This is a genomic window from Pauljensenia sp. UMB6358, assembly GCF_030216865.1.
GTDB lineage: Bacteria > Actinomycetota > Actinomycetes > Actinomycetales > Actinomycetaceae > Pauljensenia > Pauljensenia turicensis_A.
Window position 1 is genome coordinate 78384 of the sequence record NZ_JASOMS010000007.1, and the last position, 22469, is coordinate 100852.

The 22469-nt window shown below is 59.2% G+C and carries 35 protein-coding genes; 2 read left to right on the plus strand and 33 right to left on the minus strand.

What is annotated here, in order from left to right; translation table 11 throughout:
- Nucleotides 1–52: 52 nt before the first annotated feature.
- Nucleotides 53–1015, plus strand: a complete 963-nt coding sequence (gene coaA, locus QP381_RS06340) for a type I pantothenate kinase (protein ID WP_006681465.1) — start codon at nucleotides 53–55, stop codon at nucleotides 1013–1015.
- A gap of 156 nt (nucleotides 1016–1171) precedes the next feature.
- Here the strand turns inward: coaA and glmM are convergent, their stop codons facing one another.
- From glmM to infA, 11 genes are all read right to left on the minus strand, one after another.
- A complete protein-coding gene (gene glmM, locus QP381_RS06345) occupies nucleotides 1172–2521 on the minus strand; it encodes a phosphoglucosamine mutase (RefSeq protein ID WP_006681466.1) in 1350 nt (449 codons plus the stop codon).
- 426 nt (nucleotides 2522–2947) lie between these two features.
- Nucleotides 2948–3439, minus strand: a complete 492-nt coding sequence (rpsI, locus tag QP381_RS06350) for a 30S ribosomal protein S9 (RefSeq protein ID WP_006681467.1) — start codon at nucleotides 3437–3439, stop codon at nucleotides 2948–2950.
- Nucleotides 3440–3482: 43 nt separating this feature from the next.
- On the minus strand, nucleotides 3483–3926 hold the full coding sequence (gene rplM / locus QP381_RS06355) for a 50S ribosomal protein L13 (protein WP_179369894.1): 444 nt from the start codon (nucleotides 3924–3926) through the stop codon (nucleotides 3483–3485).
- A gap of 344 nt (nucleotides 3927–4270) precedes the next feature.
- Nucleotides 4271–5356, minus strand: a complete 1086-nt coding sequence (locus QP381_RS06360; RefSeq protein ID WP_285068101.1) for a tRNA pseudouridine synthase A — start codon at nucleotides 5354–5356, stop codon at nucleotides 4271–4273.
- Nucleotides 5344–6093, minus strand: coding sequence for an ROK family protein (locus QP381_RS06365; protein WP_006681470.1), 750 nt, complete (start codon nucleotides 6091–6093; stop codon nucleotides 5344–5346). The genes QP381_RS06360 and QP381_RS06365 overlap by 13 nt, the downstream gene beginning before the upstream one ends.
- 326 nt (nucleotides 6094–6419) lie before the next feature.
- Complete coding sequence (gene rplQ, locus QP381_RS06370; protein WP_006681471.1) at nucleotides 6420–6908, minus strand: 50S ribosomal protein L17; 489 nt, start codon at nucleotides 6906–6908, stop codon at nucleotides 6420–6422.
- A gap of 43 nt (nucleotides 6909–6951) precedes the next feature.
- Nucleotides 6952–7950, minus strand: coding sequence for a DNA-directed RNA polymerase subunit alpha (locus tag QP381_RS06375; protein WP_006681472.1), 999 nt, complete (start codon nucleotides 7948–7950; stop codon nucleotides 6952–6954).
- A 146-nt stretch (nucleotides 7951–8096) separates the two neighbouring features.
- Nucleotides 8097–8507, minus strand: coding sequence for a 30S ribosomal protein S11 (gene rpsK / locus QP381_RS06380; protein WP_006681473.1), 411 nt, complete (start codon nucleotides 8505–8507; stop codon nucleotides 8097–8099).
- 69 nt (nucleotides 8508–8576) lie between these two features.
- Complete coding sequence (gene rpsM / locus QP381_RS06385; RefSeq protein WP_006681474.1) at nucleotides 8577–8951, minus strand: 30S ribosomal protein S13; 375 nt, start codon at nucleotides 8949–8951, stop codon at nucleotides 8577–8579.
- A gap of 146 nt (nucleotides 8952–9097) precedes the next feature.
- The gene (gene rpmJ / locus QP381_RS06390) at nucleotides 9098–9211 is read right to left on the minus strand and encodes a 50S ribosomal protein L36 (protein ID WP_003790577.1); all 114 of its coding nucleotides are present in this window, start codon (nucleotides 9209–9211) and stop codon (nucleotides 9098–9100) included.
- Between the two features lie 39 nt (nucleotides 9212–9250).
- Nucleotides 9251–9472, minus strand: a complete 222-nt coding sequence (gene infA, locus QP381_RS06395) for a translation initiation factor IF-1 (protein WP_040318576.1) — start codon at nucleotides 9470–9472, stop codon at nucleotides 9251–9253.
- A 573-nt stretch (nucleotides 9473–10045) separates the two neighbouring features.
- On the opposite strand from infA, the gene QP381_RS06400 reads away from it, so the two are divergent.
- Nucleotides 10046–10270, plus strand: a complete 225-nt coding sequence (locus QP381_RS06400) for a hypothetical protein (protein ID WP_285068102.1) — start codon at nucleotides 10046–10048, stop codon at nucleotides 10268–10270.
- A gap of 134 nt (nucleotides 10271–10404) precedes the next feature.
- Here QP381_RS06400 and QP381_RS06405 read toward each other — a convergent pair whose 3' ends face one another.
- The 22 genes from QP381_RS06405 to rplD all read right to left on the minus strand — a co-directional run bounded on the left by QP381_RS06405 (nucleotide 10405) and on the right by rplD (nucleotide 22469).
- Nucleotides 10405–11313 carry a type I methionyl aminopeptidase gene (locus QP381_RS06405; protein WP_103631686.1) on the minus strand — a complete coding sequence of 303 codons (909 nt, stop codon included), beginning with the start codon at nucleotides 11311–11313 and terminating at the stop codon, nucleotides 10405–10407.
- 5 nt (nucleotides 11314–11318) lie between these two features.
- The gene (locus QP381_RS06410) at nucleotides 11319–11897 is read right to left on the minus strand and encodes an adenylate kinase (RefSeq protein ID WP_006681478.1); all 579 of its coding nucleotides are present in this window, start codon (nucleotides 11895–11897) and stop codon (nucleotides 11319–11321) included.
- Nucleotides 11894–13186: a preprotein translocase subunit SecY gene (gene secY, locus QP381_RS06415; RefSeq protein WP_006681479.1), complete on the minus strand. Its 1293-nt coding sequence runs from the start codon at nucleotides 13184–13186 to the stop codon at nucleotides 11894–11896. Before secY ends, QP381_RS06410 begins: the two co-directional genes overlap by 4 nt.
- 185 nt (nucleotides 13187–13371) lie before the next feature.
- On the minus strand, nucleotides 13372–13848 hold the full coding sequence (rplO, locus tag QP381_RS06420) for a 50S ribosomal protein L15 (RefSeq protein ID WP_006681480.1): 477 nt from the start codon (nucleotides 13846–13848) through the stop codon (nucleotides 13372–13374).
- 2 nt (nucleotides 13849–13850) lie between these two features.
- Entirely contained in the window at nucleotides 13851–14036 is a 186-nt protein-coding gene (gene rpmD / locus QP381_RS06425) for a 50S ribosomal protein L30 (protein ID WP_179369897.1), read from the minus strand.
- On the minus strand, nucleotides 14033–14725 hold the full coding sequence (gene rpsE / locus QP381_RS06430) for a 30S ribosomal protein S5 (RefSeq protein WP_006681482.1): 693 nt from the start codon (nucleotides 14723–14725) through the stop codon (nucleotides 14033–14035). The genes rpmD and rpsE overlap by 4 nt, the downstream gene beginning before the upstream one ends.
- Nucleotides 14726–14753: 28 nt before the next feature.
- Nucleotides 14754–15125, minus strand: a complete 372-nt coding sequence (gene rplR / locus QP381_RS06435; protein ID WP_006681483.1) for a 50S ribosomal protein L18 — start codon at nucleotides 15123–15125, stop codon at nucleotides 14754–14756.
- A complete protein-coding gene (gene rplF / locus QP381_RS06440) occupies nucleotides 15125–15661 on the minus strand; it encodes a 50S ribosomal protein L6 (protein ID WP_006681484.1) in 537 nt (178 codons plus the stop codon). The genes rplR and rplF overlap by 1 nt, the downstream gene beginning before the upstream one ends.
- A 15-nt stretch (nucleotides 15662–15676) precedes the next feature.
- The gene (gene rpsH / locus QP381_RS06445; protein WP_006681485.1) at nucleotides 15677–16075 is read right to left on the minus strand and encodes a 30S ribosomal protein S8; all 399 of its coding nucleotides are present in this window, start codon (nucleotides 16073–16075) and stop codon (nucleotides 15677–15679) included.
- 59 nt (nucleotides 16076–16134) lie between these two features.
- Nucleotides 16135–16320, minus strand: coding sequence for a type Z 30S ribosomal protein S14 (locus tag QP381_RS06450; RefSeq protein WP_285068103.1), 186 nt, complete (start codon nucleotides 16318–16320; stop codon nucleotides 16135–16137).
- Nucleotides 16321–16323: 3 nt separating this feature from the next.
- Nucleotides 16324–16869, minus strand: coding sequence for a 50S ribosomal protein L5 (gene rplE / locus QP381_RS06455; protein ID WP_101627638.1), 546 nt, complete (start codon nucleotides 16867–16869; stop codon nucleotides 16324–16326).
- 2 nt (nucleotides 16870–16871) lie between these two features.
- The gene (rplX, locus tag QP381_RS06460) at nucleotides 16872–17306 is read right to left on the minus strand and encodes a 50S ribosomal protein L24 (RefSeq protein ID WP_006681488.1); all 435 of its coding nucleotides are present in this window, start codon (nucleotides 17304–17306) and stop codon (nucleotides 16872–16874) included.
- Nucleotides 17306–17674: a 50S ribosomal protein L14 gene (rplN, locus tag QP381_RS06465; RefSeq protein ID WP_006681489.1), complete on the minus strand. Its 369-nt coding sequence runs from the start codon at nucleotides 17672–17674 to the stop codon at nucleotides 17306–17308. The genes rplX and rplN overlap by 1 nt, the downstream gene beginning before the upstream one ends.
- Nucleotides 17675–18229: 555 nt before the next feature.
- Entirely contained in the window at nucleotides 18230–18496 is a 267-nt protein-coding gene (rpsQ, locus tag QP381_RS06470; RefSeq protein WP_006681490.1) for a 30S ribosomal protein S17, read from the minus strand.
- A gap of 5 nt (nucleotides 18497–18501) precedes the next feature.
- Nucleotides 18502–18735, minus strand: coding sequence for a 50S ribosomal protein L29 (rpmC, locus tag QP381_RS06475; RefSeq protein WP_006681491.1), 234 nt, complete (start codon nucleotides 18733–18735; stop codon nucleotides 18502–18504).
- Nucleotides 18735–19154: a 50S ribosomal protein L16 gene (gene rplP / locus QP381_RS06480; protein ID WP_006681492.1), complete on the minus strand. Its 420-nt coding sequence runs from the start codon at nucleotides 19152–19154 to the stop codon at nucleotides 18735–18737. The genes rpmC and rplP overlap by 1 nt, the downstream gene beginning before the upstream one ends.
- A gap of 5 nt (nucleotides 19155–19159) precedes the next feature.
- On the minus strand, nucleotides 19160–19960 hold the full coding sequence (gene rpsC, locus QP381_RS06485; RefSeq protein WP_006681493.1) for a 30S ribosomal protein S3: 801 nt from the start codon (nucleotides 19958–19960) through the stop codon (nucleotides 19160–19162).
- Between the two features lies 1 nt (nucleotide 19961).
- On the minus strand, nucleotides 19962–20333 hold the full coding sequence (rplV, locus tag QP381_RS06490; protein WP_006681494.1) for a 50S ribosomal protein L22: 372 nt from the start codon (nucleotides 20331–20333) through the stop codon (nucleotides 19962–19964).
- A gap of 30 nt (nucleotides 20334–20363) precedes the next feature.
- Nucleotides 20364–20645 (minus strand): 30S ribosomal protein S19, encoded by a 282-nt coding sequence (gene rpsS, locus QP381_RS06495; protein WP_006681495.1) that lies wholly within the window; start codon nucleotides 20643–20645, stop codon nucleotides 20364–20366.
- A gap of 16 nt (nucleotides 20646–20661) precedes the next feature.
- Nucleotides 20662–21498, minus strand: a complete 837-nt coding sequence (rplB, locus tag QP381_RS06500; protein ID WP_006681496.1) for a 50S ribosomal protein L2 — start codon at nucleotides 21496–21498, stop codon at nucleotides 20662–20664.
- Between the two features lie 24 nt (nucleotides 21499–21522).
- Nucleotides 21523–21828: a 50S ribosomal protein L23 gene (gene rplW / locus QP381_RS06505; RefSeq protein WP_006681497.1), complete on the minus strand. Its 306-nt coding sequence runs from the start codon at nucleotides 21826–21828 to the stop codon at nucleotides 21523–21525.
- Nucleotides 21825–22469 carry a 50S ribosomal protein L4 gene (rplD, locus tag QP381_RS06510; RefSeq protein ID WP_006681498.1) on the minus strand — a complete coding sequence of 215 codons (645 nt, stop codon included), beginning with the start codon at nucleotides 22467–22469 and terminating at the stop codon, nucleotides 21825–21827. The genes rplW and rplD overlap by 4 nt, the downstream gene beginning before the upstream one ends.

The window sequence follows — 22469 nt, forward strand, 5'->3', positions numbered from 1 at the left end:
CACTTTTGCCTCAAAGGTGCATTCGAACAAGCGAGTGCGAGACAATGCCATCGTGACTTCCCACAACGCACACGCCTACTCTGCGATCTCCCCTTTTACGCGCATTGAACGCGCCGATTGGGATAGGTTGGTCGACCACACTCCCCTGCCGTTGACGCAAGAAGACATCACCAGGATCGCTTCCTTGGGCGACCCCATCGACATGAGCGAAGTCGACGCGATTTATCGCCCTTTGTCTGCGCTCCTTCAGCTGTACGTTGACGGCAGGCGACGCACCGCCCGCGAACGCGCCACCTTCCTGGGCGAGCAAACGCCCACACCCACCCCTTTCGTCATCGGAATTGCCGGCTCAGTTGCCGTTGGAAAGTCAACCGTCGCCCGTCTTCTGCAACTTCTGCTCCAGCGTTGGGAGCACACCCCGCGCGTCGACCTGGTGACAACCGACGGCTTCCTCTATCCGAACGCCGTGCTCGAAGAAAAGGGCATCATGGCACGCAAGGGCTTCCCGGAGTCCTACGACCGTCAGGCTCTGCTGAATTTCTTGGCCGCCGTGAAGTCGGGGGCGGGCGACGTCACTGCTCCCGTGTACTCGCATGTCATCTACGACGTTGTCCCGGGCAAAATCCTCCACATTGAGGCTCCCGACATTCTGATCGTCGAGGGAGTGAACGTTCTGCAACCCCCGCGCCTCCACCCTGGGGCGCTCGGTGTTTCCGTGTCTGACTACTTCGACTTCTCGATCTACGTCGATGCTGAAGAATCCGACATCGAGCAGTGGTATGTCGACCGGTTCCTCACTCTTCGCCAAACTGCCTTCTCGCGTGAAGATTCCTTCTTCCGCACTTACGCCAGTTTGACGGACACGGAGGCCGAAGCGACAGCGCGCATGGTCTGGTCGGCAATTAACTTGCCAAACCTGCGTGAAAACATCGCTCCCACTCGCGAACGCGCCACGATGATCTTCCACAAAGACCAGGATCACCGCGTCGATTCGTTGCTACTGCGTAAGGACTAGCGACCGCCTTTCCCAGTTCGTGTCAGGGGCGACGAGGTCCCTTCTGAGACGCTGAACGCCTCTGGTGGTGAAGACAAAGCTCAACGGGCTCAGTAGAGGATTCCCCTACCGAGCCCGTTGATTGTCTCAGTCACGCCCCTCAGCGGATGCCTCGTATCAGATCGCCAAGTTTTCCTTCACCACGTCAGCGAGTGAGGCTGCGACTAAATCAGCCTGTTCCTGGGTGGCGGCCTCAACCATGACGCGCACCAACGGCTCGGTGCCCGACGGGCGAAGAAGAACACGACCGGTATCGCCGAGCTGTGCTTCAGCAGCCTTGACAGCCACCGCAACAGCTTCGTTCGTCGCTGCACTGCTACGGTCAACCCCGCCCACATTGATGAGTGTCTGGGGTAAGCGCTCAACGAACGCAGTCAGATCCGCCAGGGAGCGACCGGATTCCTTCACCATGCGAGCAACCAGCAGGGACGACAGGATGCCATCACCCGTCGTTGCATGGTCGAGATCAATAATGTGGCCGGACTGTTCGCCGCCCAGCACATAGTTGGAGGCGCGCATTTCTTCGAGCACGTAACGGTCGCCGACTGCGGTCTGAACCGTCTTAATACCTTTGTCACGCATCGCGAGAATCAGACCGAGGTTCGACATCACGGTCACGACAAGGGTGTCTCCCTTGAGCTTGCCACGCTCACGCGCATCCACCGCGAGTGCGCCCATGATCTTGTCACCGTCGATCAGGTTGCCTTCAGCATCGACTGCCAAGCAACGGTCTGCGTCACCATCGTAAGCGACACCGAAGTCTGCTTTGTGCTCGACGACGGCCTTCTGCAGGCCTTCAGGGTGGGTTGAACCAGCATTGAGGTTGATATTGCGACCGTCAGGTTCAGCGTTGATCACGATGACCTCGGCACCCGCTTCACGTAGCGTTAGCGGACCGAGCTCGAAGGCGGCACCATTAGCGCAGTCAACGACGATTGTCAGACCATTCAAGTCCGTGTTCACAGACTTCACCACATGGTCAACGTACAGGCGCTTCGCCTGCTCATGTTGTTCGTCGACCTCGCCGACACCGTCGCCGGTCGGGCGATCCCACTCGGTTCCGATCAGTGCTTCAATCTCATCTTCAACCGCGTCGGGGAGCTTGTAGCCACCCTGCGCGAAGAACTTAATGCCGTTGTCAGGCATCGGGTTGTGTGACGCCGAGATCATGACACCCAAGTCAATGTCGTCCTGCGAAGCAGTCAGGTAGGCAACGGTCGGAGTCGTCACAACGCCAAGAAGAGTCACGTCCATGCCTGCGCTTGCAAGCCCGGCAGCCAGAGCGTGCTCAAGGAACTCACCCGAAATGCGCGTATCTCGACCAATGACGACACGCGCTTTCGTCCCGTCACTGCGGAGCGCACCAAAGTAGCGAGCAGCAGCTTCACCGATCTTCAGCGCCAGGTCAGCCGTAATATCAACATTCGCGAGGCCACGGACACCGTCGGTGCCAAACATTCGTGCCATTTTAGTTCCTTCATTCACGCCGGCATCGCGCCGGAAAGCGTTGTGTCAGTTGTCCCTAGCGTACCCGTGGCCCCGGCGAGTTCGGTTCTTCTGCGGCCCCGTCTGTCACTTTGCGAGAATTTCCACCCTCGCGTATTTCCGGTATCGCAAAGGACCACGAGGCCCGGATCCCGCTCTTCCCACCGCGCTTGTTCACCGCCAACACCGCAAAAGCAGCGCGCTCGTTCACCACTGGCGCCCAAAAAAGACCGCGCTCGTTCAGTGCGAGGCATCAACAAGTACGCGGCCTCGTCAATGAGAGACCACGCACACGACAAAGCCGGATGCCGTGAACAAGCGCGCTAGTCGCCGAGTAGCACGATGCCCTAAAAACACTTGTGGCCCCGCTCCACAAGGAGCAGGGCCACAAGCCAAGAAAACGAAGGATCAGCGCTTCGAGAACTGCGAAGCCTTACGTGCCTTCTTGAGGCCTGCCTTCTTACGTTCGATGACGCGAGCGTCACGAGTCAGGAAGCCAGCCTTCTTGAGTGCCGGGCGGTTGGCATCGCGGTCGATCTCATTGAGAGCGCGCGAAATGCCGAGGCGCAGGGCACCTGCCTGGCCGGAGATGCCGCCACCGTTGATACGGGCGACAACGTCGAAACGGCCATCAAGGTCAAGAAGGACGAACGGGGACTTCACGAGCTGCTGGTGCAGCTTGTTCGGGAAGTAATCCTCGAGGGTGCGTCCGTTGATCTTCCATTCGCCGGTTCCAGGAACCAGACGAACACGGGCAACGGCCTCCTTGCGGCGACCAAGGCCCGCGCCGGGCGCGGTGATGGACTGGCCGGCGCCTGCGGGCGCGGTTTCAGTCTCAGTGGTGTACGAGCTAGGGGCGTTCTCCTCATCCAGCTCGACGATTTCGGTGGTCTCAGCCACGGTTCTCCTCAGTGCTTATGTCGATTATTCAGTGGCACGAAGCTCACTGAGCAACCTGGGTGATCTCGTAGGGAACCGGCGACTGGCCGGCGTGGGGGTGCTCAGCACCGGCGTAAACATGCAGCTTCTTGAACTGCATACGGCCGAGGCTGGTGTGAGGAAGCATGCCGCGAACGGCCTTCTCAACCGCGCGCTCAGGCGACTTGGCCATGAGGTCACGGTAGGAGGTTGCGGTCAGACCACCGGGACGACCAGAGTGGCGGTAGGCCATCTTCTGTTCGAGCTTCTTACCGGTCAGAACGACCTTGTCCGCATTAATGATGATGACGTTGTCACCCATATCCATGTGAGGGGCGAACGTCGGCTTGTGCTTCCCACGAAGAATGGCGGCAACCTGAGCCGCCAGGCGGCCGAGGACGACGTCAGTGGCGTCGATGACGTACCACTTCTTGTCTGCGTCCCCAGGCTTGGGTGAATAGGTGCGCACGGGCGTAACCTTCAATTCTTATCAGTCATGGAGCGTCGATCCCCAATGTCAGGATCGCGCTCGCGATGTAACGGTTCGCGCGAGGCGTCAGTTGCAACTCAACGGCGAGTGGGAATACACCGAGGGCGCTAGCTAACGCACAGCGTCATCAAGTCTATCGGGCAGGATTGAGCCGGTCAAAGTTGCCGGGCCTTTGTGTCCGATTCCTCAGTTGCTACTCCCTACCCCCACCGCGCTTGTTCACCGTGCGGGCAACCCGAAGAAAACCGTTCCGGTGATGATCCCGGCCTCGTGAATTGGTGAACAAGCACGCACGAACGCTGGCGCACCAAGGCAGACTGGGCCTAACTCCCATCGCCACAACACGAATCGCGACGCGACCGCGCTTGTTGAGCGCGCGAGGCCCACTGATCCGGCGCAGGATAGTCCACGCCCTCCAAAGTCAGTCCGTGCGCAGGAGCAATCGGCGCCGCGCTTGTTCGAGAGCAGGCTTGAAGCAGCTCATACGGCCAGTCGACGCTCCGGCGACCCAAACCCACTTCAACAAGCGCGCCAACAAGCGAACGCACCATCGAGTGGCAGAACGCATCAGCGTCGACAAAACACTCAACAAGCGCGGACTCTGACGCGCCCTGTTGGGGAGTAAGCGCCCCCGAACGGTGAACAAGCGCCCCCGAACGGTGAACAAGCGCGGTCGTCGAAGACGGCTTGAATTCCAGGCGCGTCAGCGTGCGAATCGTTGTGGCTCCTTCGCGTGGCCGGCAATACGACAGAAAATCATGCTCGCCAAGCAATGGGGCTGCTGCCCGATTCATCAAGTCAACATCTAGAGGTTGTTCAAGACTCAGAACATCAAAACGGCGGAGCGGATCGACTCCCCCGCTCATCAGCCGGTAGCAGTAATGACGTCCTAGAGCAGAAAAACGCGCATCAAAATCCGACGAAACAACATGCGCCTCGCGGATCACAACATCGGCCGTACCTTTGGGCGCATTCAGGGCGCGATCGCGCATCCACTGCCCATACGCGCGCGCAATCACACCGTTCAATCGGCGAACAAGCGCGTTCGCACAGGCCTCCGCAGTCGCTTCCGCCCCTCGAGGCGCGAGCTTTTCCCACCGCGCTTGTTCAACGTCGAAGTGGACCACTTGATGGCGCGCGTGCACTCCGGCATCCGTTCGCCCAGCGACCGTCAGCACAGTTGGGCACCGAAGTACGAGGCCTAAGCCAGCTTCAATTTCACCTTGCACGGTTCGTTGGCCTGGCTGGGAAGCCCACCCGTGGAAATTCGTCCCGTCGTAGCTGAGGTCAAGACGGATGCGAAGAGTGTGAGGTGCTTGAACAAGCGCAGCGGATTCTTCAACAAGCGCGACAGGTTCGTGAACAAGCGCGGTAAAAGCTAAGGGGTCGGAGTTGCTCATAGAGACCACGCGCGCACTCCCCCGATGATGCCTGCATCATTGGGCACGATGATGACATCGTCACCTAGGCGGGCGCGATGTCCGCTTGTAATCAGCTTCGAGTTGCCGCCTCCAAGGTAGAGACGGTCCCACATGTACATGGGACGAAGTCCATCGATGACGCGACGGACGCGACGCGACCAGTGTGCATCGCCAAGTCGTAGCCGTTCGTGTTCCCCGATGTAATCGTCGTAGGTCAGGCCCCAACGGACGAAGCCCTGCGACACTTCAACGTGAGGTGCCAGCACTCCGGAATCAAAGACTGCATTTCCGAGGCCCGTCCCCAGGGTGATGATCATTTCGAGCCCCGTACCGGTAATGACACCGGCTCCAGCAACCTCGGCGTCATTCAAAACCTTCGTGGGCAAGCCAAGCGCCCTTTCGATGCCTCCTCTCATGTCGAAATGGTCCCAACGTTCAACAAGTTCGGGAACCACTTTGGAGCGAGGGCCGGAGCGCGTGATGTAGTGCGGGGTAGCCACAACCACTCCGTGTCGGATCATTCCAGGCATTCCCATAGTCACACGGTCAGCTTGAGGGAGCTTGTTCGCCAGATCCTGCGCAACTTCGATCAAGAGCTCCGGCGGTAGCGGGTACGGCGTAGGCGTGCGAATCGCCGGTGCGATCATCGTGCCTCGTTCGTCAACGACGGAGCCTTTAATTCCGCCACCACCGCAGTCAATGGCGAGCGTCATGGGTTCAGACATGCCACCAACTCTAACGATCCACCGCGCTTGTTCACCGATTTAGTCCGAATTGTCGTCGATTCCCACCGCGCTTGTTCACCGCCATGGGCCCGCCTGCATATGCCCGATAGTCGGCCTGAGCATGAACAAGCGTGGTCACAAAACACCCCAAACGCGAACAAGCACAGTCACAAAACACCCCAAACGTGAACAAGCAGAGCCACAAAAACACGCCACGCCTGAACAAGCGCGGTGGACGCAAACAAAAAGGTGGGGCCGGAAACGCATCAGCGTCTCCGACCCCACCTCAAAAGTGAAAGTCAATCACGGGCAAGCCCGCGACCTAGTCACTCAGCTTCAGATGCCTCAACCTCGGTCTCTTCAGACTTGGGGGCTTCCTCAACCTTTTCAGCAGGCTTTTCAGCTGCCTTGGCGGCAGTGTCTTCAGCCTTCTTCACAACAGCCTTCTTCTCGAGCTTCTCGAGAACGATTTCGATGCGCATGAGAGGAGCGTTGTCACCCTTACGGTTACCAACGCGGATGAGGCGGGTATAGCCACCCTGACGCTCAGAATCGATGGCCGGCGCGATCTCGTCGAAGAGCACGTAGAGCGCTTCCTTCGAGGTGATCTTCTTAGCAACCGTGCGACGAGCGTGCATGTCGCCACGCTTTGCCTTGGTCACGAGCTTCTCGAAGTAAGGCTGCAGAAGCTTAGCCTTAGCTTCGGTGGTCGTGAGTGCGCGGTGTTCGATGAGCTGAGTCGCGAGGTTCGACAGGATCAGCTTCTGGTGTGCCGGGCTTCCGCCCAGACGAGCACCCTTCTTGGGGGTGGGCATTGTGTCTCCTACGGATTAGGTGCGTCCATCGGACGCATAAGGGTCAGATGGACTGTTCGTCGCTGAACTGGACCGAACCAGACTCAGAGGCACCCGGGATCGGCATAACCGAATCCTTGAGTGTCATGCCGAGAGTGGCCAGAGATTCCTTGATCTCTTCGATCGACTTGGTGCCGAAGTTACGAATATCAAGAAGATCAGCCTCGGAGTGAGCGACAAGCTCGCCCACGGTGAGGATCCCACGACGACGCAGCGCGTTGTAAGAACGAGACTGCAGGTTCAGGCTTTCGATCGGCAGAGCAAGGTCTGCTGCGAGGGTTTCGTCGGTGGTCGACGGACCCACTTCGATGCCTTCTGCTTCCTCGTTCAGTTCGCGCATGAGGCCGAACAGTTCAACAAGGGTCTTACCAGCCGATGCAAGAGCATCACGCGGGGTGATCGCCGACTTGGTCTCCACGTCGATGACGAGGCGATCAAAGTCGGTACGCTGCTCAACACGAGTTGCCTCGACCTTGTAGGTGACCTTGACAACCGGCGAGTAGATCGAATCGATCGGAATCCGCGAGATTTCAGCCTGAGGATCCTTGTTCTGCGCCGCGGAAACGTAACCGCGTCCACGCTCAACGGTCAGTTCGATCTCGAGCTTGCCCTTGTCATTGAGGGTGGCAAGGTGAAGATCCGGATTGTGGATCTCAACGCCTGCCGGCGGGGTGATGTCGCCAGCGAGGACGACACCGGGGCCGGCCTTACGCAGGTACATCACGACGGGTTCATCCATCTCAGAGGAGAGGACGATCTGCTTGATGTTGAGGATGATCTCTGCGACATCCTCCTTCACACCTTCGATAGTGCGGAATTCGTGGGCAACGCCATCGATACGGATGGACGTAACCGCCGCGCCCGGGATCGAAGAGAGCAGGGTACGACGCAGGGAATTACCCAGCGTGTAACCGAAGCCCGGTTCGAGGGGTTCGAGTGTGAAGCGTGAACGGTGTTCGCTGACTTTTTCCTCGGTGAGGATTGGTCGCTCTGCAATGAGCACGTCTTGGTCCTTTCTTCCCGGCGCCCGCCATATGACGCCGGACAGTGGATCCCACATGAGTGGGACGGAGGGTGTGAGCACGACCGAATGGTGTACTCAGACGTGGGGATGCGATGCCGGACGGCAAAGCATCCCGGTGCGACGAATCAGACGCGACGACGCTTCGGGGGGCGAGCGCCGTTGTGTGCCTGAGGGGTAACGTCCTGGATCGAGCCGACCTCGAGGCCAGCGGCCTGGAGGGAACGGATCGCGGTTTCACGGCCGGAGCCGGGCCCCTTAACGAAGACGTCGACCTTCTTCATGCCGTGTTCCTGGGCGCGACGCGCGGCCGCCTCTGCTGCAAGCTGCGCAGCGAAGGGGGTGGACTTACGCGAACCCTTGAAGCCGACCTGGCCAGACGAGGCCCAGGCGATAACGGCACCAGTGGTGTCGGTCAGGGAAACGATGGTGTTGTTAAACGTCGACTTGATGTACGCGTGACCGTGGGTGACGTTCTTGTTGAGCTTGCGGCGCGGCTTACGAGCAGCACCGGAGCGCGAAGTTTTTGCAGCTGCCATTGTGTTTAACAGTTCCTTCTTCAGTCGTATGAAGAACTATCCGCCGTAAAGGCTGGAAGTCCTTAGGCCTTACTTGGCCTTCTTCTTGCCTGCAACGGTGCGCTTCGGGCCCTTGCGGGTGCGAGCGTTGGTCTTGGTGCGCTGACCATGGACCGGCAGGCCACGACGGTGGCGAAGACCCTGGTAAGAGCCAATTTCGATCTTGCGGCGAATGTCAGCCTGAACTTCGCGACGAAGGTCGCCCTCAACCTTGAAGTTCGATTCGATGTATTCACGGAGCTTGACGAGATCTTCCTCGGTGGCGTCCTTCACGCGGACGTCCGGGCTGACACCCGTTGCTTCGAGGGTCTCGGCCGCGCGGGTGCGGCCGACTCCGTAAATGTAGGTAAGTGCAATCTCCAGTCGCTTTTCACGGGGGAGGTCGACACCGGCAATACGTGCCATGTTGTTGGTGCTCCAGTTGTTCTTCGGAGGTCGTCATCACATCTTCCGGATGAGCTATCCGGCCTCGGCCTCCGAACCGAGGGTCGCGTATTCGCGCTTGATGTGATCCTGTGGGCTGTTGTGCCCGGGTCAGCTACGTGAGGATTTCAGCCCTGACGTTGCTTGTGCCTGGGGTTGTCGCAGATGACCATGACATTGCCGTGGCGACGAATCACCTTGCACTTGTCACAAATCTTCTTGACACTCGGCTTGACCTTCATGGTTATTCCTCCACCGTCCGTAGACGGTCGTGTCGGGGTTTACTTGTAGCGGTAGACGATACGGCCTCGGGAGAGGTCGTAGGGGCTCAGTTCGACGAGAACTCGATCCTCGGGGAGGATTCGAATGTAGTGCTGTCGCATCTTTCCTGCAATGTGGCCGAGCACAACGTGCCCATTGGCCAGTTCCACACGGAACATCGCGTTCGGCAGGGCCTCAACGACCGTGCCTTCCATTTCGATGACGCCGTCTTTCTTTGCCATATCCTCCGTCTGTCCTCTACGTTCTTCGGATGAGTCATGGCCCAAGGGCCACGGGGCGCATGCAACACGTACGACACAGCCGACATGCGACACGCCCGAAGATCTAGAGTACAGCAAAAGCACATCCCTCTGGTAGTTGACTGCCCTGTCGACTGCCTCACCTTCGGCCGGATTCATCGACAAGGAGGGAAGCGCTGGCCAAGTTCATCGACGAGGACTCGAGCGCGGGCCGAGTTCATTGACGAGGACGAGAGCACGAGCCGAGTTCATCGACAAGGAGGGAGCGGTGCAGCGGACGAGACAAAAAGCTTAGTCCTTTTCTCCCCTACTGTGATGCCTTGCCGTTTCAATGACACCTGGAAGCTACGACACCTGGGAGCTGCACAGAGCATCACCATCCCCGCATCCCACACAGCATCTTCTGTAACGAAAGTGGCCCCTCCGTCTTGAAAACATGGAGATACTGGGATCACCTGCCTCAAATCAACAAAGGAGTTGTCATGACGCACAGACTCAGACGCGCGGTGGCGTCATGTTCATAAACGGCAGAGCATCAACCGGTAGCGCTGCCTGGTGGAACGTCGGCTTCGCCCTCTGTCTCGTAGGCGTCGCGTTGACTGCACCGCGCTGGAACTGGATCTTCTGGGTGGGCGCCCTCGTCTACATCGTCCGCGCCTTGGTCATCGTCGCGAAGAGCCACAGCTCCTCGAAGAAATCGGGACATTCCACGGACGAGCACTCCCCCCGCTAACGGATCGGTCGGCCTGGGCTCAGTCGATCACCGATAGCCCAACCTGATACTCCGGCAGGAGAATCGCAGAGTCGCGGGGCACGGACAAAGATAAGTATCCGCGTCGCTGTGCGCATTGTCGCACCACGCTTACGGCGCTGACTTCGCCTCGAGGAGCAGAGCCAGCGTTGCGACATCTGTGTCAGAGCTCGATCGGTTCGACCCCGAAAGGCGCGAGCCCGGCCTTTCCATAGTCGGGGGCGGTGAGCACGCTGATGCCGTCGTCGAGGATCGCGACCGTGTGCTCCCAATGGGCGGCGTCCGAACCATCGACGGTACGGACAGTCCATTCGTCAGACTCAGTGAGGGTCTCGATCGAACCCGACGTCAGCATCGGCTCAACCGCAAGGACCATACCGGGCTTCACGCGCGGGAAGATTCCACGAGCGTCATAGTTCAGGACCTCGGGATCCTGGTGCATCGCGGTGCCGATACCATGGCCTGTATATTCCTCGATGATGCCGGCTTCCCAACCGAACTCGTCGTCATACTTGGCAACGACTTCTTCGACGGCGCGACCGACGCTGGAAATGCGACGCCCCTTTTCGAGGGAAGCGAGAGCTGCCCACAGAGACTCGCGCGTCACAACGTCCAGTTCACGGCGACGCTCCATCGTGGCCTCGTCAACTCCCTGAGGGTGAGCACCCGAGCCACGCTTTCCTGCCATGAAGGACTCGTCGTCCACCCACTCGTCACCAACGATGATGGAGAACGCCGCGTCACCATGCCACTGCTTGCCACCGTGAGACACCCACGCACCGCAGTCGAAGGAGACGATGTCCCCATCCTTCAGCTTCTGCTTGCCGGGAATACCGTGGACGACCACATCATTTACGGAGATGCAGACCGTGGCTGGGTAGCCGTAGTAATTGAGGAAGTTCGAGGTCCCTCCCCCGCGCCTAATCGCGTCGGCAGACACTTCATCCAGTTCAGCCGTAGTCACACCAGCGCGCACCGCTTGGCGCAGGCTCGCGTGAATGTCAGCAACAATCAAGCCAGCTTCACGCATCCAGCGGATCTGGTCTCGAGTCTTCAACTCAATACGCTGCATAACGGTCAGTTCTTCGCGACAGAATTGAGGACAGTGAAAATACGCTCGGTCACTTCGTCGATCGAACCCGAACCATCAACAACCTGAAGCAAATCATGGTCGGCGTAGTACGCCGCAACCGGTTCTGTCTGCTGGTGATAGACCTCAAGGCGGTGACGCATGACAGGCTCAGTATCATCGGTGCGATGCTGTTCCTCGGCACGCTTCATCATGCGGGTCACAACTTCGTCCTCATCAACCTGGATTTCAAGAACCAGGTCAAGCTTGATGCCGACCTCTTCGCACATGTCGGCAAGCACATGAGCCTGCTCCACGTTGCGCGGGTAGCCGTCAAGAAGAAAACCGTTCGCAGTGTCCGGAGCAGACAGACGCGCCTTCACCATCGCATTGGTCACCGAGTCAGGAACGAACTCACCACGGTCGATGAATGCCTTGGCCTGCAGGCCAATCTCAGTGCCTTCAGACATATTCGCACGGAAAATCTCTCCGGTAGAAATAGCCGGAATACTCAGCTTTTCCGCGATGCGAGTAGCTTGCGTCCCCTTGCCTGCTCCGGGCGGACCCAGAAGAACCATGGCGGTCATTGTAAGAATCCTTCGTAGTGATGCTGCTGAAGCTGAGTATTAATCTCCTTCACGGTCTGCAGACCGACGCCCACAATAATCAGAAGCGTCGTGCCCCCGAACGGCATCTGCGACTGCGAAATCTTCAGGGGGATAATAAGGAGTGACGGCAACAGGGCAACGATCACAAGGTAGAGTGCGCCGGCACTCGTAATGCGGTTGATGACGTAGGACAGGAACTCAGCGGTCGGACGACCTGCGCGAATACCCGGAATGAAGCCACCGTAGCGCTTCATGTTGTCAGCAACCTCTTCGGGGTTGAATGTAATCACCGTGTAGAAGAAGGCGAAGAAGAGAATCAGGAGTGCATAAATCGTGAGGTAGACCCACGATCCCTGATGTAAGTTCGCCGAAATCCACTGAACCCAACCGTCGGTCTGGGTACCAAACTGAGCAATCATCAACGGCAACGCAAGAATCGACGAGGCGAAAATAACCGGGATAACGCCAGACATATTGATTTTCAGCGGGATGTACGTCGTCGTGCCACCGTACTGGCGACGACCGATCATGCGCTTCGCGTACTGAACTGGAATGCGACGCTGAGCCTGCTCAATGAACACCACGGCGAGCGTAACGGCGAAGAGGAGCAGAAGGATCGCGATCACGGCACCCCACTTGCCAGACTGACCGATGGCCAGCATCTGGGAGGGAAGACGGGCAATGATCGAAGTAAAGATAAGGAGCGACATGCCGTTGCCGATGCCACGCTCGGTGATCAATTCGCCGAGCCACATGACCACGCCGGTACCCGCCATCATGATGATGATCATGATAAGGAACATCCACCAAGAGTCATCTGCCAAAACGTTCGCGGAACAACCGGAGAACATACGTCCGGTGCGAGCCAATGTCAGTGTTGTCGTGGCCTGTAGAACGCCCAGGAAGATCGTCAGGTAACGCGTGTACTGCGTCAGCTTGGCTTGACCGGTTTGTCCTTCCTTATGGAGGTCATCGAAACGCGGAATGACAACACGCAAAAGCTGAATGATGATCGACGCTGTGATGTACGGCATGATGCCGAGTGCGAAGATCGATAGCTGGAGCAACGCGCCACCGGAGAACAGGTTCACGAGGTCAAGAAGATTCGCTTCTTCCTGCTGAGCCAGACATTGTTGGATCGCGGTCGAGTCAACGCCGGGGGTCGGAATGTATGAACCCAGGCGGAACATCGCCATGATAAACAGCGTAAACAGCAGCTTACGACGAAGGTCAGGGGTGCGGAACGCCTGTGCAAATGCACTAAGCAAGGCTTCCTCCTACGGGTAATGGGAATGCTGGAGCATGTGCCCTAGCGACCGTGTCAGACTACCGGAAAAATGGCTCCGTGTAGACATCGGCCTTGGGTTCAAAGGTTCTGCGAGGAACCGTCTATCAGTTTAAAACACTAAAAGGGGGTGATCCGGGTTGATGCCGGACCACCCCCAATCAGCTGTCAGCGTGCGGAAATGGTTCCGCCAGCTGCGGTGATCTTCTCCTGAGCAGAAGCTGACCAGGAGTCAACTTCGATCTCAAGCTTGACGGTGAGCTCACCGGTGCCGAGCACCTTAACCGGAGCGCCGTCACGAACCGCGTGCTTTGCGACAAGATCCTCGACCGTCACCTTGCCACCCTTGGGGAACAGTTCCTCAAGCTTGGCAACGTTGACGACCTGGTACTCAACGCGGAAGGGGTTCTTGAAGCCACGGAGCTTGGGCAGACGCATGTGAATCGGCATCTGGCCACCTTCGAAGCCTGCAGCCACCTGGTAGCGAGCCTTCGTACCCTTGGTACCGCGACCAGCCGTCTTGCCCTTGGAGCCTTCACCACGACCAACGCGGGTCTTGGCGGTCTTGGCGCCGGGGGCTGGACGGAGGTGGTGCAGCTTAACGATCTGCACCTTTTCGCCTGTTGTGGACTTGGAGTCCGCCATGGTCAGTCGACCTCCTCAACGGTCACCAGGTGACGAACCGTGTGAACTGCACCGAGAACGGTCTCGGTGTTCTCACGGACGACGCTCTGGCCGATCTTACGCAACCCGAGGGTGCGCAGAGTGTCCTTCATGTTCTGCTTGGCGCCGATCGACGACTTGGTCTGCGTGATCTTGATGTTCGCCATCACTCATTCACCCCCGCGGAAGCCTTTTCTGCCTCAGCCTTTTCAGCCTTGGCCCGCTTCTCAGCTTCACCCTCTGCGCGTGCGCGGAGCATCGAAGCCGGAGCAACGCGCTCCAGCGGAAGACCGCGACGTGCTGCAACAGCTTCAGGCTGTTCCAGTTGCTTGAGGGCATCAACAGTCGCGTGAACAATGTTGATTGCGTTGTCAGAGCCGAGCGACTTGGTGAGCACGTCGTGCACGCCAGCTGCCTCGAGCACTGCACGAACCGGACCGCCGGCGATAACGCCGGTGCCCGGTGCTGCCGGGCGCAGAAGCACGGTGCCGGCGGCATCGTGACCCTGAACCAGGTGCGTGATAGTGCGACGGATCATCGGAACGCGAATGAAATTCTTCTTCGCTTCCTCAACGCCCTTGGAAATGGCCTGGGGAACTTCCTTGGCCTTTCCGTAGCCAACACCGACGGTGCCTTCGCCATCGCCCACGACAACCAGAGCGGTGAAGGAGAAACGACGTCCACCCTTCACAACCTTGGAAACGCGGTTGATGGTCACAACACGTTCGATGTATTCATTCTTTTCGTTGCCACGACGTGTATCGCGGTCGCCACGACCATTACGGCGGTCGCGACGCTCGCCGTCGCCCGAACGCTCAGAGCCTTCCTGACCGTTCCTGCCTCGCTGCGGTGCAGCCATCAGATGATCTCTCTTTCCTTCGATCCGGTCACAGCTCGAGGCCACCCTGACGGGCAGCTTCGGCGACGGCCGCAACGCGGCCGAAATACTTGTTGCCACCACGGTCGAAAACGACGGCGGTGATGCCGGCCGCCTTCGCACGCTCTGCAACGAGAGCGCCAACCTTGGTTGCCTTTTCGGTCTTCGTGCCAGTCATGGTTTCGACGCCGGACTCGAAGTCGGAAGCAGAAACCAGGGTGTGACCGACGGTGTCGTCGATAACCTGAGCAACGATGTGACGATTCGAGCGGGTGACGACCAGGCGCGGACGCGCCGGGGTACCGTTGATCTTCTTGCGAAGGCGAATGTGACGACGCTTGCGAGCGACGAACTTGCCCTTGCCCTTGACCGTGTACGCCATCACTTACCAGCCTTTCCGACCTTGCGACGGATCGTTTCGCCCACGTAGTGGATGCCCTTGCCCTTGTAGGGTTCAGGCTTCTTCAGCTTGCGGATGCGAGCTGCGGTTTCGCCAACGAGTTGTTTGTCGATGCCGTGGACCGTGAACTTGGTCTGCGACTCAACGGTGAACTCGATGCCTTCCGGAGCTTCGACCGGAACGGTGTGCGAGAAGCCGAGAGAGAACTCGAGGTTCTTGCCCTTGGCGACCACGCGGTAACCGGTACCGGTGATTTCGAGTTCCTTCTTGTAGCCCTCGGTCACGCCAACGATCATGTTCGCAATAAGGGTGCGAGTCAGACCGTGGAGCGAACAGGAAAGGCGCTCATCGTCCGGACGGGAAACCAGAATCTGACCGTCTTCAATAGCCACCGTGATGGGGGCTGCGACGGTGTGTGAAAGTTCGCCCTTCTTGCCCTTCACCTTAACGTCTGCACCGTTAACGGTGACGTCGACGCCTGCGGGGATAGCAATGGGTTGCTTACCGATTCGCGACATTGTTCAGCCTCCTGTTCACCAGATGTAGGCGAGGACTTCCCCACCTACACCCTTGTCGGCTGCCTGACGGTCGGTGAGCAGACCGGAGGACGTGGACAGAATTGCCACGCCCAGGCCGCCGCGAACCTTAGGCAGGTTGGTGGACTTGGCGTACACGCGCAGACCCGGCTTGGAAACGCGCTGCAGACCCTGGAGAGCCGCTTCGCGGTGCGAACCGTACTTCAACGTGATGGTGAGGGTCTTGCCCACGCGGGCATCCTCAACCGAGGTCGAAGCAATGTAGCCCTCTTCGACCAGGATGTTTGCGATCGCGTTCTTCATCTTGGAGTACGGCATGGAAACCGTATCGTGATGCGCACGATTCGCGTTACGCAGACGCGTCAGCATGTCTGCAATGGGATCAGTCATTGTCATTGGGGAAATTCCCCTTCCTCGTCGTGGTTTCTCCTTTTGAGACCTACGACGTCAGTGTTTTACCAGCTGCTCTTGGTGACTCCGGGGAGTTCGCCAGCAAGGGCGAGCTCTCGGAGGCAAACGCGGCACAGGCCGAACTTGCGGTATACCGAGTGGGGGCGACCACAACGGTTGCAACGCGTGTATGCACGAACGCCGAACTTCGGCTTACGTGTGGCCTTGACCTTCAGGGATGTCTTCGCCATGGGTCAGTCCTCCTTGAACGGGAATCCGAGATGACGCAGGAGCGCACGGCCCTCATCATCGGTGGAGGCCGAGGTAACGACGGTGATATCCATACCGCGAACTCGGTCAATCGAATCCTGGTCGATCTCGTGGAACATGGACTGTTCCGTCAGACCGAAGGTGTAGTTACCGTGACCGTCGAACTGCTTGGCCGACAGACCGCGGAAGTCGCGGATACGCGGAAGAGCAGTTGAGAGAAGACGATCGAGGAATTCCCACATACGATCGCCACGGAGCGTGACGTGAGCACCGATGGCCTGGCCTTCGCGTAGCTTGAACTGTGCGATGGACTTCTTTGCCTTGGTGGTCACGGGCTTCTGGCCAGTGATAGCGGTGAGGTCGCGGATTGCGCCCTCGAGTGCCTTCGAATCGCGAGCTGCCTCACCCACACCCATGTTCACGACGATCTTGGTCAGACCGGCAACCTGCATGATGTTCTCATGCTTGAACTCGGTGCGGAGAGCGTCACGAATTTCGGAGACGTACTTTTCCTTGAGACGCGGGGTCATGTTCAGATCTCCTTGCCCTGCTCGATGCCGCGCTTGGCGCCACCGCGGGTCACGCGAACGCGGACGGTGCGGGTGCGGCCATCGCGCTCGACGACATCCTCGCGGAAGCCGACGCGCACGCGCTGCTTGGTTTCGGGATCGACCAGTGCGACCTTTGCGATCGAGATCGGGGCTTCGATGGTCTCGATGCCGCCGGTCTGCCCCTGGGTCTGGCCCTGGCGAACGTGACGGGTCTTCAGGTTGATGCCTTCGACGAGAACCTTGCCCTCAGCCGGGAAAACCTTGATGACGCGTCCCTGCTTGCCCTTGTCGCCAGCCTTGAGGGGTTCGAGGCCCTCGGCTGCACGGCGGGCGTTGCGCTCTGCGAGCTTCTTCTCGTCGGATGAACGACCGCGAACGACCTCAACCAGGTCACCCTTACGGATCTTGGCTGCCATCAGATCACCTCCGGTGCGAGCGAGACGATACGCATGAAGCGCTTGTCGCGCAGCTCACGGCCGACTGGGCCGAAGATACGCGTGCCACGCGGTTCGCCGTTGGAATTGATAATGACGGCTGCGTTCTCATCGAAACGAATGTACGAACCGTCGGGACGGCGGGTTTCTTTGCGAGTGCGGACTACGACTGCCTTGACGACTTCACCCTTCTTGACGTTGCCGCCGGGGATTGCGTCCTTGACGGTGGCGACGATGGTGTCACCAATACCCGCGTAGCGTCGAGCCGAGCCACCGAGCACGCGGATGGTCAGGATTTCCTTTGCACCCGTGTTGTCGGCGACCTTAAGTCGCGACTCCTGCTGGATCATTTTCTATTGACTCCTGTTGTCGAGCTGGTTCTGTTGGGAGCATTACTTCCCTCGAGCCTTGCCGAACGTGCATGAACTATTGCGCATCGATGCCGACAATAGTGAGAACGCACCACAGGATTAAATATGGTGTTGCTCGCTCTCACTACCGACGCGAGGCACAGTGCACCTTGCGTCACGCAACCCTCCAAGAGTACCCCACTTCCCCACTGACTTGAAACCGCCAGTTTCGTGAGGTGTGCCCCATCCACCGCGCTTGTTCACCAACATCCCCTCCCTCCACCCCGCGCTTGTTCACCGTTTCGGGTTCACGAGGCCACGCGGCTTCATTAACCAACACACGCGAATAGGCGCGAAGAACGATGTTCGATTTCTTGAACAAGCGCGGTCAAAAAAAGAGGGTGACCAACAGTGAACAAGCAGGTTCAAGCGTGGACAAGCGCAGTCACTTTGAGGCGCTATTTCGTGAACAAGCGCGGGGAAAGCGCGCAAAACAGCAGGGAGCCCGGCTCCCCAAACCGGGGAACCGGGCTCCTTACAAACCTCAGTGACGAATCACTTGGCCTTTTCGATGATCTCCACTACTCGCCAGTGCTTGGTAGCGGAAAGCGGACGAGTCTCCATGATGCGAACGCGGTCGCCAATGCCACATTCGTTGTTCTCATCATGAACCTTGACCTTCTTGTTACGACGCATGACCTTGCCGTAGAGGGCGTGCTTCACACGATCCTCAATCTGGACAACGACGGTCTTATCCATCTTGTCAGAGACAACCAGGCCAATACGAACCTTGCGGTCGTTACGCGCGGTGCTATCTGCCATCAGAATCACTCCTCAGTGCTCGGGGCGGTGCGGTAGCCAAGCTCCCGCTCACGCGCGATCGTGTAGATACGGGCGATGTCACGGCGCACGGTCTTCATGCGACCATGATCCTCGAGGTTGCCAACAGCCTGTGCGAAGCGCAGGTTAAAGAGCTCGGCCTTAGCCTTCTCGAGTTCCTTGGACAGCTGGGCGTCGTCCATGGCATCGAGGTCGGAAGGGGTAAGTGCCTTTTCCGCCATCAGATGTCACCACCCTCTCGGACCACGAAACGGGTCTTCATCGGAAGCTTGTGCTGAGCGCGACGCATAGCTTCGCGTGCAAGCGCCTCGTCGACGCCACCCAGCTCGAACAGAATACGACCCGGCTTGACGGGGGCAACCCACCATTCAACCGCGCCCTTACCGGAACCCATTCGGGTTTCAGCCGGCTTCTTGGTCAGCGGACGGTCCGGGAAGATGTTGATCCACACCTTGCCGCCACGCTTGATGTGACGCGTCATAGCGATACGAGCTGCCTCGATTTGACGGTTGGTCACGTATGCGCCGGTGAGTGCCTGGATACCGTAATCGCCGAACGCCAGTTCGGTGCCACCGGTTGCATTACCGGTACGGTGCGGGCGGTGCTGACGGCGCCACTTTGTACGACGGGGAATGAGCATTGGGCTCAGGCCTCCGATCCGTTTTCAGTAGCTGCGGGCGCCTCGGTTGCGGGCGCCTGCTGCTGAGCGGTCTCCTGGTTCTGGCGTCCGCCGCGGCGCTGGCCACGACGATCACTGCGACGTCCGCCACGGTTGGCCTGCTCGGCCTGCTGGCGTGCGAACTCGCGCTCGGTGATGTCGCCCTTGTAGATCCACACCTTGACACCGATACGACCGAAGGTCGTGCGTGCCTCGTGGAATCCGTAGTCAATGTTCGCGCGGAGGGTATGAAGCGGAACGCGACCCTCACGGTAGAACTCGGAACGGCTCATTTCGGCGCCACCGAGGCGACCGGAAACCTGAACACGAATACCCTTGGCGCCTGCGCGCTGCGCGGACTGAATGCCCTTGCGCATTGCACGACGGAAGGAAACGCGAGCAGCGAGCTGTTCTGCAATGCCCTGTGCGACAAGCTGAGCATCCATGTCGGGGTTCTTGACCTCGAGGATGTTGAGCTGAACCTGCTTGCCGGTGAGCTTTTCGAGGTTCTGGCGGAGGCGATCAGCCTCTGCACCACGACGACCAATGACAATGCCCGGGCGAGCGGTGTGGAGGTCAACGCGAACGCGATCACGCGTACGCTCAATATCGACCTTCGAGATGCCTGCGCGCTCGAGGTTCTCGGTCAAGTTCTTGCGGATTGCAACGTCCTCTGCAACGTAGTCAGAGTAACGCTGTCCCTTGGTGGTCGAGTCGGAGAACCAGCGGGAGCGGTGATCCGTGGTGATTCCCAGGCGGAACCCTGTGGGGTTAACCTTCTGGCCCATTTCAGCGGGCTCCCTTCTTCTTGTCTTCCTTGGTACCGACGACGAGGGTGATGTGGCTCGTGCGCTTCAGGATGCGACCTGCGCGTCCCTGTGCACGCGGGCGGAACCGCTTCATAGTCGGACCTTCATCGACGAATGCTTCGATGACCAGCAGGTCTGCCTCGTTGAAGGTTTCGCCAGCCTGTTCGGCCTTGACCTTCGCGTTGGCAACGGCGCTCATGAGCACCTTGCGGACATCGGTGGCGACTGCCTGCGGTGCAAACCGCAGGATGTCAGCGGCCTCCAGAGCAGCCTTGCCACGAACCTCGTTCACGACACGGCGGGCCTTCTGGGGCGTGACGCGGACAAAACGCGCCTGCGCCTTAGCTTCCATTTATCTGCCTCTTCTTCCGTGGAGGCCGGCTCAGCGCCGGCGTCCCTTTCGATCGTCCTTGTCGTGGCTGCGGAAAGTACGCGTGGGAGCGAACTCGCCAAGCTTGTGACCCACCATCGACTCGGTGATGAAGACGGGAACATGCTTGCGGCCATCGTGCACCGCAAAGGTCAGACCCAGGAAATCCGGGGTGATGACCGAGCGACGCGACCAAGTCTTGATGACATTCTTTGAGCCGGATTCGATTGCGGCGTCGACCTTCTTGAGCAGGTGGTCGTCGACGAACGGGCCCTTCTTCAAACTGCGTGGCATAGTTATCGACTCCTACTCAGCGGTTCTTACCGGTCTTGCGACGGCGAACGATCAGACGATCGCTGTCCTTGTTCGGACGGCGGGTACGACCCTCAGGCTTACCCCACGGGCTAACCGGATGACGGCCACCAGAGGTACGACCTTCACCACCGCCGTGCGGGTGATCAACCGGGTTCATAACAACACCACGGACGTGCGGGCGCTTGCCCTTCCAGCGCATACGGCCGGCCTTGCCCCAGTTGATGTTGGATTGTTCAGCGTTGCCGACCTCGCCGACCGTTGCACGGCAGGTGATTTCGACGTTGCGGATTTCGCCGGACGGCATACGCAACTGGGCGAAGCGGCCTTCCTTGGCGACGAGCTGAACGGACGAACCGGCGGAGCGGGCGATCTTTGCGCCGCCACCGGGCTTGAGTTCGACAGCGTGGATAACGGTACCGAGCGGGATGTTACGCAACGGCAGATTGTTACCGGGCTTGATATCGGCGCCGGCGCCTGCTTCGATGCGGTCACCCTGGTTCAGCTTGGCCGGTGCCAGGATGTAGCGCTTTTCGCCATCTGCGTAGTGCAGAAGGGCGATGCGAGCGGTACGGTTCGGGTCGTACTCGATGTGAGCGACGACTGCCGGGACACCGTCCTTGTCATGACGACGGAAGTCGATGACGCGGTACTGACGCTTGTGGCCACCGCCACGGTGACGCGAGGTCACGCGGCCGTTCGAGTTACGTCCACCGGTCTTGTGCAGCGGACGAACCAACGACTTCTCGGGCTCGGAGCGGGTGATCTCAACGAAATCAGAGACCGACGCGCCACGACGACCCGGGGTCGTGGGCTTGTATTTGCGGATTCCCATTTTTGTCCTCTACCTCTCCGGTTTTCAGGCCTGATCGCCGAAGATGTCGATGGCGCCTTCACGCAAGGTCACGATTGCTCGCTTGACGTCCTTGCGCTTGCCCTGACCCGTGCGGGTCCGGTAGGTCTTGCCCTTACGGTTCTGAGTGGCCACCTGACCGACCTTGACACCGAAGATTTCTTCGATGGCAATCTTGATTTCGGTCTTGTTGGCGCGCGGGTCAACCTCGAAGGTGTACTTGCCTTCATCCATGAGGATGGAGGATTTCTCGGTGACGACGGGCTTCAGAATGATGTCGCGCGGGTTCTTGCCCGCTTCGAGGGTGCTCACTTGGTCTCCTCCTTGGTGCCGAGGAAGGACTCCATGGCTGCCAGGGTGAACACGATATCGTCGGCGTCAAGGACGTCGTAGGTGTTCAGCTGGTCTGCCCAAAGGACGTGAACCTCGGGAGCGTTACGCAGGCTGAGAGCGGTGAGCTCATCGTTACGCTCGATGACGACGAGAGCCTGACGGTCCTCGACGATCGCGCGAAGCGCTGCGAGAGCGGACTTCGTCGACGGCTTCTCACCTTCGATGAGAGCGGTGACGATGTGGATGCGACCTGCGCGTGCACGGTCAGACAGAGCGGAGCGGAGTGCGCCCTGCTTCATCTTCTTGGGGGTGCGCTGATCGTAGTCACGTGGCTGCGGGCCGTGGACGATGCCACCACCGGTGAAGTGCGGTGCACGGATCGAGCCCTGACGAGCGTTACCGGTACCCTTCTGGCGGAACGGCTTCTTGCCACCACCAGAAACCATGCCACGCGTCTTGGTTGCGTGCGTACCCTGTCGGGCAGCAGCAAGCTGTGCGACGACGACCTGGTGCATCAGCGGAATGTTCGTGGGAACGTCGAAGATCTCTGCGGGGAGGTCAACCGAAGCTGCCTTCTTGCCCTTGAGATCGAAGACGTCGATGGTCTGAACGTCAGCCAT